Genomic DNA, 12,121 nt, shown 5'->3' with positions numbered 1-12,121 from the left:
GGTGGACAAGGTCCTGTTTTCCGTGGGGGGCGTACCGTCGGGAGCATGGACGGTAACCGGCGTGTGCCCCTCTGGGCGGCGGTGCTGATCGGCCTGGTGACCGGTGCGGTGGCGGTTGGGGTGTCCCTGCTCTTCGCCGGGCTGGTGAAGGCCTCGGCCTTCCCCGTCGTCGCGGTGGGCAACGCCTTCGTCGACCTCACCCCGGCCCCGCTGAAGGAGTTCGCGATCCGCACCTTCGGCGAGAACGACAAGACCGCGCTGCTGGTGGGCATCTTCCTGGTCCTGACCCTGATCGCCGCCGCCGTCGGCGTCCTGGCGGCGAAAGACCTCCGGTACGGCCTGGCGGGGCTGGCCGCCTTCGGCGCCGTCGGCGTTCTCGCCGTCCTGACCCGTCCCGGCGCGGCGCTCGTGGACGTCGTCCCCACCCTGGCGGGTGTCGCCGCGGCCGTGTTCGCCCTCCGCGCCCTGCTGCGGCACGCTCTCCCCGAGCCGTCGGCCGGTGAGGACCGTCGCGTGTTCGACCGGCGCAACCTGCTGGTCTGGACACTCGGAGGTGTCGCCGTGGCCGGGGTGAGCGGCGTGATCGGGCGGATGCTGTCGGGACGCGCGGAGGTGAGCGCGGCCCGGGGCGGCCTGACGCTGCCCCGGCCCGCCACCCCGGCCCCGCCACTGCCGGCCGGGGTGGACCTGAGGATCGCCGGTCTGTCGCCCTTCGTCACCCCGAACCAGGACTTCTACCGGGTGGACACCGCCCTCATGGTGCCCCAGGTCGACCCCAGGGACTGGGCCCTGCGGATCCACGGCATGGTGGACAGGCCCGTCGAGCTCACCTTCGCCGACCTGATGAAACTCCCCCTGATGGAGGCCGACGTCACGCTGTGCTGCGTCTCCAACGAGGTCGGCGGGTCGCTCGTCGGCAACGCCCGCTGGCTGGGCGCCGGCCTGGCCGGTGTGCTGCGCGACGCGGGGGTGCACCGGGACGCCGACATGCTGCTCAGCGCCTCCGCCGACGGCTGGACCTCCGGAACCCCGATCGACGTCGTCCTCGACGGCCGCAACGCGCTGCTGGCCATCGGGATGAACGGCGAGCCGCTCCCGGTCGAGCACGGCTTCCCGGTCCGTCAGGTCATCCCCGGTCTCTACGGCTATGTCTCGGCCACCAAGTGGGTGACGGACATCAAGGTCACCCGGTTCGACCGGGACAAGGCGTACTGGACGTCCAGGGGGTGGTCGGCCAGGGGGCCGGTCAAGACGGAGTCGCGCATCGACCTGCCGCGGGACGGCGCGCGCGTCGCGGCGGGCCGTACGGTGATCGCGGGTGTCGCCTGGGCACAGCACAGGGGCGTGGCGGCGGTCGAGGTCCGGGTCGACGGGGGCGGGTGGTCGCGGGCCCGGCTGGCCGAGGCGCCGACCGCCGACACCTGGCGCCAGTGGGTGGTCGACGACTGGGACGCCACACCCGGTGGCCACACCATCGAGGTGCGGGCCACCGACGCCACCGGCTACACCCAGACCGCCGAGCGCGCCTCGGTGGCTCCCGACGGGGCGACCGGATGGCACACCATCACCGTCGACGTCGCCTGACCGGCGTTCCAGGCGTCGGCGGAGGATGTCGGAGGGGCGAGCCCAGCCCCTGATCTGGTCAACTCGTCCGCGCCGTGTGGGGGGCCGCCCTAGCATCGGGGCCGAACGGGTGGCCAAGGGGGACCGTGTGACTCAGTCGTTTTTGCCCACGGGGGTCTACAACCCCGTGGTGACCGCTGACGGGCAGCGGTGGCGGGACTTCGAGCTGGAGCCCCAGGCGGTGGCCGTGGTGGCCGCGCCACGGGTGACGGAGCGAATGCCGGAGCCGGACCGGATGCCGGACCGGGGACCGGAGCGAGGGCCGTGGCGGCCGTCGCGGCTGGAGCGGTGCAGGCCGTACGGGGTGGCGGGCGGGCTGGTGAGGCCGGACCCGCAGACCCAGGAGGACATGGTGCGGGCCGTACCGGTGACCGGCCAGGGAGTGCCCAGGCGTTTTCCCGATCCACGGGGTATGTGGGTCCGGCTGATCAACGGGGCCGGGGCCGCGGACGACCCCTTCCGGGCGACCAACGCGCTGGACTGCGCGCTGGCGGTGCTGTCCACCTGGTACGGCACGCCGACGGTGGCCGCGCCCCGGCGGCCGGAGTACGACCGGATCGGCAGGCCGCTGCTCACGGGTGAGGCCGGTGGGGTGGCCAGGGCCGAGCGGTGGCTGGGGCAGCGCTTCCAGTACGTGGGGCAGGGCCGGCAGGCCTACGTCCCGATCGGCCAGGCGCTGCTGGCGGGGGGCCACGGCGCCGCCGCGATCATCGCCAACCGCTGGCCGGCCGGGGGCAGCCACGTGTGGAACGCGGTGAACTCCGGGGGAGAGGTGATCTGGATCGACGCGCAGCGGGGGCATATGGCGGTCGATCCGCCGTACGACGCGGTGACCGGCGTTTTCTGCGTGGTGATCGACAGGGAGGGACGGAGGCTGTGAACCTCGACCAGGCCAGGGCTGTCGCCGAGGAGTACTTCAACGGGGTCCGGACCCCAGGTTCAGCCGCCGAAATCCGGATTTATGCCTTCAACGAGGGCTATGTCGCGTGGTCGAAGGAGCCCGAACCCGACGACCCCGGCGTGCTGCCCGACACGGTCGGCGGCGGATGCGTGATCATCGACAAGGTCACCGGGGAGATCGCCATCCGGCCCCTCCTCAACCCCGAGACCGTCGCCGACCAGTGGCCGGGCCGCCGCCCCCGATAGCCCCGTGTCCTTCCGGGCCGCACCCCGGAAGGACACGGCCTCCGGCCGATCGGCGGGAGGCGGACCGCGCCCCTCGGAACGGGCCGGTCCACCGGAGACCGGCCGATCCAGCCGGGCTCGGCCGCCCCGCGTAAGGCGGAGCGGAGGCCGGGACGCCGCCCCCGACGACATGGGCGTCCCGGCCGCGGGAGGGCGGCCCGCTCAGCCCGTGGCGAGCGAGTCGACGATCGAGGCCCGCGCCGCCCTGCGGGCGGGCAGCACGGCGGCGAGCACACCGGCCAGACCGGACACCACCACGAACGCCAGGATCTGCAGCACCGGGAGGTCGAACACGAGGTCGTCCGTCAACGTCCGCGTCGCGGCCCAGCCGAACGTGACGCCGAGCACCACACCGACCAGCGCGCCGATGAGCCCGAGGATCAGCGCCTCGATCGAGAGCATCCGCCGCAGCTGAGGACGGGTCAGGCCGAGCGCCCGGAGCAGCGCCGACTCCCGGGTCCGCTCGTGGACCGAGAGGGAGAGCGTGTTGGCGATGCCCAGCAGCGAGATCAGCACCGCCAGGCCCAGCAGGCCGGTAATGATCATCACGACCATGTCGAGCGCCTCGTCGAACTCGCCCCGGACATCCGTCGAGCTGGCGACCTTCGCCCTCGGATACGGCTGCGCGGCCGCCTCGACGGCCTTCCTGGCCCGGTCGAGGTCGGTGCCGTCCTTGGCGTTGACCAGCACCCGGCTGTCGTCGACCGGGCCGAAGTAGCGGTCGAAGTCTCCGGCCGGCACGGTCACCCCCGCCAGGTCGGCCTTCCGGGGGTCGAAGACGCCCACCACCGTGAGATCGACCGAGCCGGTCTCCGTGGTCCGCACCGGGATCCGGCCGCCCACCGTGACGCCGAGGTCCTTCACGACGTAGTCGGCGACGATCGCGGTCCCGGGCTTGAGCGCGTCGATCGAGCCCGAGGTGAGCTTCGGCCTGAAGTCCGGGGGCGCGACGAACGTGCCGACCTGATACTCCTCACCCTTGTTTCCGGCCTTGGCCTCGGTCTCGCGGAACGCGGCGACGGAGGTCAGCTCCGGCCTGGTCCTCAGGTCGTCGGCCAGCGCGCGGGGCAGGCCGGAGCCACCACCCTGGGCCTGGACCATGTAGTCGACGGGGAACTGCTCGTCGAGCTTCTGGGCGTAGGTCAGCCGCATGGTGCCGACCAGGACCGAGATGAGCGTCATCAGCGTCACCCCCACGGTGAGCGCCACGGTCGTGGTCGCCGATCGCCGGGGGTTACGTCCGGAGTTGTCCAGGGCGAGCCTGCCGGGCACCCCGGCGAGCCTGCCGGGCAGCCAGCCCACGAAGGCACCGAGCGGCTTGACGATCACCGGGCCGAGGATCAGCACCCCGAGGAAGACGAGCAGGCCGCCCGCCATGACCACCACGAGCGCGATCTGCCCGCGCTCCATGGTCACCCCGGCCGCCGTGGCGCCCGCCCCCGCGACCAGGAAGAACAGCGCGGAGATCACCCGGATCAGGCCGGCCCGGAAGGTGTGCTCGTCGATCTGCGATCGCAGCGCCGCGATCGGCGCCACCTTCGTCGCGGACCGGGCGGGCAGCAGCGCCGCCCCCACCGTGACGACGAGGCCGACGAGCAGCGCGAGAACGATCGTGCGCGGCGCCAGCGCCGCGGTCGCCGAGGGCAACGGCGCACCGATCGAGATGAGTACGGCGAGGGCACCCGCGCCCAGGCCGTAGCCGAGCAGCAGGCCCAGCACCGACGAGACCAGGCCGACCACGGCGGACTCCAGCACGATGGAGCCGAACACCTGCCCGCGCGTCGCGCCGATGCAGCGCAGCAGCGCCATCTCCCGGGTCCGCTGGGCGATGAGGATGTTGAAGGTGTTGTAGATGACCAGCGCGGCCACGAACATCGCCACCAGGCCGAACAGCAGCAGACCCACGGTGATGAACCCGTTGTCGGCGCCGTTGACCTTGACCAGGTCGTCGGCGTACCGCTCGCCGGTCTTGACCTGGTAGCCCGTCCCCAGGGCCGCCGCGACCGAGTCGCGCACCGTCTCCTGGGCCACGCCCTCGACGGCGGCGACGTCGATCTCCTGGTACCCCTTCTCCCCGGTCATCGACCGGGCCGTGCCGGTGGTGAAGCCGACCCCGCCGGTGTAGGCCAGCTGCTGGTCGAGGCCGGTGTCGAACAGGCCCACCAGCGTGAACCGGTGCTCCGCGTTCTTGGAGTCCAGCACCGTGACGGTGTCGCCGATCTTGAAGTCGCGCGTCTTGGCGGTGTTCTCGTCGAGCACGGCCTCCGTCGGGGTCTTCGGGGCGGAGCCACTGGTGATCGGGACGCGGTTCAGCGAGCCCTCGGGAACGGAGATCCCGCCCGTCGGAAAGTCACCGGCCGCCTTGCCGTCCTTGCCGACCAAGGCGGCCGTGCCCCGCACCAGACCCTGCGCGTCCCGGACGCCGTCGAGCGCGCGGATCTTCCTCAGCACGGTGTCGGAGAGCTGCTCCCCCGTACCGGCCTTCTCATCCGAAACGGGCAGCACGGCAACATCGATCTTGTCGGCCGCCGCGGCGAACTTCTGGGTGAAGCCCGCCTGCATGGTGTCGGTGAGCACGAACGTGCCCACGATGAAGCCCACCCCCAGCGCGATCGCCAGCGAGGTGAGCAGCAGGCGCAGCTTGTGCGCCCGCAGTCCGGCCAGAGTCGTCTTGAGCACCTCAGGACTCCAGCTTCATCAGTGTGTCCAGCACGGTCTGCGGGGTCGGCTGGAGCAGCTCGCTGACCAGCAGCCCGTCGCGCAGGAAGATCACGCGATCGGCGTAGGAGGCCGCGACCGGGTCGTGGGTGACCATCACGATCGTCTGCCCCAGCTCACGTACCGACGTGCGCAGGAAGGACAGCACCTCGGCGCCGCTCCGCGAGTCCAGGTTGCCGGTCGGTTCGTCGGCGAAGATGACCCGCGGCTTGCTGATCAGGGCGCGGGCCACCGCGACCCGCTGCTGCTGGCCGCCGGACAGCTCGGTCGGCCTGTGGCCGAGCCGGTCACGCAGGCCCACGGTGTCCACGACCCGGTCGAACAGGTCCTGGTCGGCCTGGCGCCCGGCGATCTCCAGCGGGAGCCGGATGTTCTGCTCGGCGGTCAGCGTCGGCAGCAGGTTGAACGCCTGGAAGATGAAGCCGATCCGTTCGCGGCGGAGCAGGGTGAGCTGCTTGTCGCCCAGCCCCGTCAGCTCCACCTCCCCGATGTGCACCTGCCCGCCGGTGACCGTGTCGAGCCCCGCCAGGCAGTGCATCAGCGTGGACTTACCGGAGCCGGAAGGCCCCATGATCGCGGTGAAGGCACTTGTCGCGAAGGAGACGTCCACCCCCCGAAGGGCGTGCACGGCCGCGTCCCCCTGGCCGTACATTTTGGTCAGCCCCTTGGCCACAACGGCGGCCGCAGCGTCTCTCCGCGCGCTCCAGGCGCCGACCTCTCCGGTTATGGTCACGTCAGTTCTCCTCGGCAACATATGCGTTATGACGTGATAAACGCTATTGCCGGGGAAAACGCGATCCATCGGACTCCAGGACGGACTTCGGGTCCCCCGCAGGACCTCCACGGTGGGGCGGCTGCTACCTCAGAGGTAGTCCCGACTCGGCCATTCGGCCGAGAGCCCCGGAACGGCGCCCAGACCGGAGAGCAGCGTCCCGATCCCGGGACACCCCGCCCGCCGTACCGGCGCCGCTGAGCGGTGCGCGACCCGGTGAACGTGCCCGGTTACACTCCTAGCCCGCCGAATGCGGGACGACCAGACCGGACTCGTAGGCGTACACGACCACCTGGGCCCGATCCCGCAGACCCAGCTTGGACAGAACCCTGCCCAGGTGCGTCTTGACCGTCGCCTCCGCCAGGTCCAGCCGACCGGCGATCTCCGTGTTCGACAGGCCCCTGGCCACCAGCACGAGCACCTCCCGCTCCCGTGCGGTCAGCCCGCCGAGCGCCTCCGGCTCGGCCGTGCCCGGCGCGGGGAGATGCACGGTGAAGCGCTCCAGCAGCCGTCGTGTCGTGCTCGGAGCCACCACCGCGTCCCCGCTGTGCACCGAGAGGATCGCGCTGACCAGGTCCGAGGGCGGCACGTCCTTCAGCAGGAACCCCGAGGCGCCCGCCTTCAGCGCCGCGAACGCGTAGTCGTCCAGGTCGAACGTGGTCAGGATCAGCACCCGCGGCCTCTCACCCGCCGCGCAGATCAGCCTGGTCGCCTCCACCCCGTCCATGACCGGCATCCGCACGTCCATCAGCACGACGTCGATCTCGACCGTCCGGGCCGCCTCGACCGCGTCGGCCCCGTTGCCCGCCTCCGCGACGATCTCGATGTCCGGCTGCGCGCCGAGCACCATGCGGAACCCGGCCCGCAGAAGTTCCTGATCGTCCACCAGCATCACGCGAATCACGGGTCGTCCACCACTTCTCACTCGCCCCGCCGGTGGCTCTCGCCTCTCGGCCGGCGATCTCGTCCATCGAGCCGGGGCCGCTCCGGCACCGCTTCCTCAGTACTCTCTCACCCACCCCGGTGGCCTGCGCCCCCGGAAGAGCCCCGTCGCCCCGTTCCGTCACGCAGCCCGGATCTCCCCGGGCTCGCCCGTCGGCAACCGGGCGACCACCCGGAACCCGCCCCCCGCACGCGGCCTCGCCTCAACGGTCCCGCCGAACATGGACACCCGCTCCCGCATGCCGACCAGGCCGTGCCCGCCCGAGCTCCCGGGGGCGGCGCCGCCGCGGCCGTCGTCGGTCACCCGCAGGCAGACCTCCCGGGCGCCGTACTCCACCTCGACCGTGGCCCGGGTGCCGGGACCGCCGTGCTTGAGGCTGTTGGTGAGCGCCTCCTGGACGATCCGGTAGACCGTCAGCTGCTCTCCCTCCGGAAGCTCCCGCCGAGAGCCGATGACCCGGAAGTCGACGGGCAGTCCGGAGGAGCGCACCTGGGTCACCAGGTCGTCCAGCTGCGACAGGCTCGGCTGCGGGGCGTACTCCTCGGGCACGCCGTCGGCCCGCAGCACCCCGACCATCCTCCGCATCTCGGCCAGCGCCCGCCGGCCCGTGCTGGAGATCGCCCGCATCGCCTCGCGGGCCTGCTCGGGATCGCTGTCGATCGCGTAGCTCGCCCCGTCGGCCTGGACGATGATCACACTCACGTTGTGCGCGACCACGTCGTGCAGCTCGCGGGCGATCCGGGTCCGCTCGGCCGCCGCGGCCAGCCGGGCCTGCTGGTCACGCTCGTGCTCGGCCCGCTCGGCCCGCTCCTCCAGGCTCTCCAGATAGCGGCGGCGGGTATTGGTGTAGATCCCCGTGATCCAGATCGCGACCACGAACACCGAGGCGGTGGCCCACGAGTTGAAATCCGGATCCGTGGTGATCTGCCCGAAGGAGAGCGCCAGCCCCAGCTCCGCCACCAGGCCGGCGGCGACCGCCCAGCGAAGCCGGCAGCGCGACGCCACGCCGTACATCGCGATGAGCACGGCCGTGTTGAAGAACAGCGGTATCACCCCGGCCAGCCACTGGGCGAAACTCGCCAGTGAGACGATCGCGAACACCGCGAGGGGATGTTTCCGCAGCCAGAAGAGCGGCACGGTCAGTGTCAGCCCGATACCGAGGAACTCCCAGAACCCCAGAACACGGGTGATCCAGAGCGGCTCCGGCTCCGCCGCGACGAGCCACACGTTCCAGAGCGAGACCAGCACGAACGGCGCCAGCCAGAGGATGTCCACGATCCTTGGATGGCGCCGACTCCAGGCGCGTACTCTGCCGAACACACCCCCACCATACGTATATGCAGATCAGCGGCCTTCCCCCTAAAGGGGGAACCCGTATACGACTCAGGTCGCATATCGCGTACGGCTTACGCGGCCTTTACCCGCTGTTTGCCACCATGGTTTCCGGGAGCACCCTCCGGGGTGAGTAAAGGGAGAAACGGTTGTGATGGCGGGTCACAACGGCGTCGGGTCGCGCGGTGAAGAGGACGCGCCGCGCGGCCCGACGGCATCCGGCGCCGGGATCCGGAGGCCCTCGCGCGAGGAACCGGCCCGCCCGCGCCTCGGAGACCGGCACGCCCACCCCGCCGAACCCCTACGGGAAGACGCCCGGTCGGCCGCCGCCCGGATCCCCTGAAGGCCCGTCACCGTCCCTGGCGGGAACCCGTCGCGGGGCGTCCTCGTCAGAGCGGGGGCGTCGGAGGCGGGGACGCGGTCCCTCGCGAGGTCGGACTCACGCAGCAACCGGACCGCCGCACGTATCGCCGCGGATCTCGATTTGGCGCGTCCACTGTTCACGTAGTATTCGAGAAAGAACGCGTCCTGGCTGGACAGGATGACGCTTACGTTCACTGAGTTCAGAACGACGGTATGTTTTTCAACGCGATCGTGGGGCCGATGGGATTCGAACCCATACTGCGCGCCACCTAAAGACGCTGCCTCCTGCCGTTGGGCTACGGCCCCCTTGTTTTTTCCCGCGAAGTTCTCTGTCTGAGAATGGCAGTTCGGGCAGAGGAATCGCAAGTTATTTATTCTGTTGTCAAGCCAGTTGCCATTGAGGTGGTCGACGTGCAGCGTGAGCGGCCCGCCCTCCCAGGCGCCCTCGATCTTACAGGCACTGCACCGGTAGGGCACCCCGGCTTCCTGAAGTGCCCGGCGGAGCATGGGGGGCTTCGTTCTGAGGGATCCCGGCGGGCGCATCCGGAGAACCTCCTCCGGGGGCAGTCGTCTGGCCGAACGTTGCCCGCGATGACGCGCCTGGCCGAGGAAGTGCGAGGTGTCGATTCCGAGGCGTCTCAGTTGGCGGCTGATGTGCGCGTGATTTCCGCCCGCGGCGGTGATGCCGAGACGGCGGAGGACGTCGGCGACACTCAGCGAGTTCGCCGCGGCTTCGGCCAGCATTTCGGGGGTGTATTTGTATTTGCTGGGCATGCTCCAAGCCTACGGAAGGGCTCCGACAATTCCTGGAGCATGCGCAGGCCGCGCCAAACGGTGAAAAAAGGCGATTAATCGATGCCGAGTTCGCGGCGGAGACGGGCCACGTGGCCGGTGGCCTTCACGTTGTAGAGGGCCTTTTCGATTTTTCCGTCGGAATCGATGACGAAGGTGGAACGGAGCACGCCGACGGTGGTCCTGCCGTACATCGTCTTCTCGCCGTGGGCGCCGTAGGCCCGGTGGACCTCCAGGCCGGGGTCCGACAGGAGGGGGAAGGTCAGGGCGTCGCGTTCGACGAACGTGGCGAGCTTGGCCGGGGTGTCCTTCGACACGCCGAGGACGACGAAGCCGGCGGCGGTCAGGGAGGCGAGGCTGTCGCGGAAGTCGCACGCCTGCTTGGTGCAGCCGGGGGTCATCGCGGCGGGGTAGAAGTAGAGGATGACGCGTTTGCCGCGGTAGGCGTCCAGTGACACGGTGGTGCCGTCGGCGGCGGGAAGCGTGAAGTCCGGGGCGGCGTCGCCGGGCTCTGGTTTCATGTGTTTCCTCCGAGGAATCGTTCCCGGGTCAACTTACCGGCCCGCCCGAAGTGCCGCGGGCCGGAGGGACCTGACAGACTGCTCAGTGTCGACGGCGATGAGAGGAGTGCCATGGCGGAGACCGATCCCGCGGAGTTGGAGCGGCGGATCGAGCGGACCCGTGCGGAGTTGGCCCAGACGGTTGACGCCATCGCCGATCGGGTGAGCCCGAAGCAGGTCGCGCGGCGGACCGCGGCCAAGGCCGAGTCGAGCGCGAAGCAGTTCCTGACCTCCGTCGCCGACAGGGTGGGTGACGCGGTGGGGGTCACGTCGAGGCCGGCCGCGGTGCGGGACGAGCCGGACGGCCTCTGGGCCGAGGAGCAGCCGAGCCTGGCGCCGCTCCTGGTCAGCGTGGGCGCCGCGCTGGTGGTCACCGCGATGATCACGCTGTGGCGGCGCCGCCGCCGGTGACGCGCGGCCGGGCGCGGATGCGGCCGGTACGGAGGCGCGGCGGGGGCTTACCGGATCGAGTCTGCCTGACCGGGCGAATCACTCTCGGTTCACCCCCGTTAGAGGAAGGTGCGTCCCTCGCCTCGGTAGGTGGGGGCCGTCTCCACCACCTCGTCGCCGTCGATCAGGTGCAGGGCCGCGAAGCGCTCACAGAGCTCGCCCGCCTTGGCGTGCCGGAACCAGACGCGGTCGCCGAGCCGCAGGTGGTCGGCGGCCCGGCCGAGGAGCGGGGTCTGGACCTCGCCGGCGCCCTCGTCGGGGTCGTAGCGCAGCCCGCCGGGTAGGTAGGGCTGGGGCAGCCGGTCCGGGCCCGGGGCGCCGGAGGCGTGGTAGCCGCCACCGAGGACGGTGACGACGCCGGGGGCCGGGCGGCGGACGACGGGGAGGGCGAACAGGGCGGCGGGCCGGCCGGAGAAGCCGCGGTAGAAGTCGAACAGGCGGGGGTGGAAGAGGCCCGAGCCCGCGGCGACCTCGGTGACGGCCTTCTCGCGGACGGTCTTCTCGATGCTGCCGGTGCCGCCGCCGTTGACGAACTCCAGGTCGGCGATCTGGCGGACGGCCTGGACGATGTGCCCTCTGCGTACGATCAGCTCCTGCCGCGATCGGGCCTGCATCCAGCGGATCGCCCTGGTGAGGGCCGGGTTGCCCGGCCGGTCGTCGCCGACCCCGGCGATCTGGGCCTCGTAGGCCAGCGCGCCGGCCAGGCGGAGGCCGGGGCGTTTGACGATGTCGGTCGCCAGGTCGGCGGCCTGGTCGGCCTCGCGGACGGGGGAGCGGCGGGCACCCGCCCGGAACCTGCCGCCGAGGGCGATGAAACCCGCGTCGATGTCCAGACATATCCGGATCTCGTGGCGGTTGGGGATACCGCCGATCGCCGACTCGATGAGATCCAGGTGCTCGGTCCGGTCCACCGTGACGATGATCTCCTCGGCCGCCCGGGGATCGGCGGCCAGTTCGGCGAGCGCGGAGCGGTCCACGGTGGGATAGGCGACAAGCACGTCCCTCAGCCCGCAGGAGACCAGCCAGAGGGCCTCGGGCAGGGTGAAGGCCATGATGCCGGTGAAGCCGTCCATGGCGAGGACCCGCTCCAGGACGGGCCGGGAGCGGACGGACTTGCTGGCGACCCTGATGGGCTTGCCGCCGGCCCGCCGGATCATGTCCGCCGCGTTCGAGCGCAGGGCCGCCAGGTCGAGCACGGCGAGGGGAGGGTTCAGGTGCGCGGTGGCCCGGTCGTAGCGCTGACGGTCGTCCATGTCGGCAGGATAGTCACATCCGGGCGAATATGAGTAATGTTCATGTTGGTTGCCCGGCGGTAAATTCTCCGGCCAGGAGGCTCCCAAGATCGTGAAAATCGCCGGTCGGACCCCGCGTGGGGCGGCTGGG

Annotated in this window: 11 protein-coding genes, 1 tRNA gene and 1 pseudogene; 5 read left to right on the top strand and 8 right to left on the bottom strand. The window is 71.0% G+C overall.

Annotated features, from left to right (window positions below; translation table 11 throughout):
* The first annotated feature begins 45 nt into the window (after nt 1–45).
* The 3 genes from ACWEF2_RS03955 (at nt 46) to ACWEF2_RS03945 (ending at nt 2,769) form a co-directional block, all read left to right on the top strand.
* Complete coding sequence (locus ACWEF2_RS03955; protein ID WP_453811647.1) at nt 46–1,584, top strand: molybdopterin-dependent oxidoreductase; 1,539 nt, start codon at nt 46–48, stop codon at nt 1,582–1,584.
* A gap of 127 nt (nt 1,585–1,711) precedes the next feature.
* The gene (locus ACWEF2_RS03950; protein WP_453811646.1) at nt 1,712–2,503 is read left to right on the top strand and encodes a toxin glutamine deamidase domain-containing protein; all 792 of its coding nucleotides are present in this window, start codon (nt 1,712–1,714) and stop codon (nt 2,501–2,503) included.
* Nucleotides 2,500–2,769, top strand: a complete 270-nt coding sequence (locus ACWEF2_RS03945) for a hypothetical protein (RefSeq protein ID WP_453811644.1) — start codon at nt 2,500–2,502, stop codon at nt 2,767–2,769. The genes ACWEF2_RS03950 and ACWEF2_RS03945 overlap by 4 nt, the downstream gene beginning before the upstream one ends.
* A gap of 201 nt (nt 2,770–2,970) precedes the next feature.
* On the opposite strand, the gene ACWEF2_RS03940 is transcribed toward ACWEF2_RS03945, so the two are convergent.
* The 6 genes and pseudogenes from ACWEF2_RS03940 to ACWEF2_RS03915 all read right to left on the bottom strand — a co-directional run.
* Nucleotides 2,971–5,487: an ABC transporter permease gene (locus tag ACWEF2_RS03940; RefSeq protein ID WP_453811642.1), complete on the bottom strand. Its 2,517-nt coding sequence runs from the start codon at nt 5,485–5,487 to the stop codon at nt 2,971–2,973.
* A gap of 1 nt (nt 5,488) precedes the next feature.
* Nucleotides 5,489–6,259 (bottom strand): ABC transporter ATP-binding protein, encoded by a 771-nt coding sequence (locus tag ACWEF2_RS03935; protein ID WP_453811641.1) that lies wholly within the window; start codon nt 6,257–6,259, stop codon nt 5,489–5,491.
* Between the two features lie 277 nt (nt 6,260–6,536).
* Nucleotides 6,537–7,202 carry a response regulator transcription factor gene (locus ACWEF2_RS03930; protein ID WP_355595609.1) on the bottom strand — a complete coding sequence of 222 codons (666 nt, stop codon included), beginning with the start codon at nt 7,200–7,202 and terminating at the stop codon, nt 6,537–6,539.
* A gap of 159 nt (nt 7,203–7,361) precedes the next feature.
* Nucleotides 7,362–8,561, bottom strand: a complete 1,200-nt coding sequence (locus tag ACWEF2_RS03925; RefSeq protein ID WP_453811638.1) for a sensor histidine kinase — start codon at nt 8,559–8,561, stop codon at nt 7,362–7,364.
* Nucleotides 8,562–9,168: 607 nt separating this feature from the next.
* Nucleotides 9,169–9,242 (bottom strand) — tRNA-Leu (locus ACWEF2_RS03920).
* Nucleotides 9,243–9,272: 30 nt separating this feature from the next.
* Nucleotides 9,273–9,443 (bottom strand): annotated as a pseudogene (locus ACWEF2_RS03915) (HNH endonuclease); the annotation flags it as partial.
* A gap of 84 nt (nt 9,444–9,527) precedes the next feature.
* On the opposite strand from ACWEF2_RS03915, the gene ACWEF2_RS03910 reads away from it, so the two are divergent.
* Nucleotides 9,528–9,788 (top strand): hypothetical protein, encoded by a 261-nt coding sequence (locus tag ACWEF2_RS03910; protein WP_453811636.1) that lies wholly within the window; start codon nt 9,528–9,530, stop codon nt 9,786–9,788.
* Here the strand turns inward: ACWEF2_RS03910 and bcp are convergent.
* Nucleotides 9,785–10,249 (bottom strand): thioredoxin-dependent thiol peroxidase, encoded by a 465-nt coding sequence (gene bcp, locus ACWEF2_RS03905; protein ID WP_453811634.1) that lies wholly within the window; start codon nt 10,247–10,249, stop codon nt 9,785–9,787. The two genes, ACWEF2_RS03910 and bcp, sit on opposite strands and share 4 nt — an antisense overlap.
* A gap of 111 nt (nt 10,250–10,360) precedes the next feature.
* Here bcp and ACWEF2_RS03900 point away from each other — a divergent pair, with 111 nt between their 5' ends.
* Nucleotides 10,361–10,699: a DUF3618 domain-containing protein gene (locus ACWEF2_RS03900; RefSeq protein ID WP_355595603.1), complete on the top strand. Its 339-nt coding sequence runs from the start codon at nt 10,361–10,363 to the stop codon at nt 10,697–10,699.
* 98 nt (nt 10,700–10,797) lie between these two features.
* Here ACWEF2_RS03900 and ACWEF2_RS03895 read toward each other — a convergent pair whose 3' ends face one another.
* On the bottom strand, nt 10,798–11,991 hold the full coding sequence (locus ACWEF2_RS03895; RefSeq protein ID WP_453811632.1) for an amino acid deaminase/aldolase: 1,194 nt from the start codon (nt 11,989–11,991) through the stop codon (nt 10,798–10,800).
* Nucleotides 11,992–12,121 lie beyond the last annotated feature (130 nt).

This window comes from Streptosporangium sp. NPDC004631 (assembly GCF_053601935.1).
The sequence above is the reverse complement of the archived record's forward strand: the minus strand, read 5'-3'. Positions and strand labels throughout refer to the sequence as shown.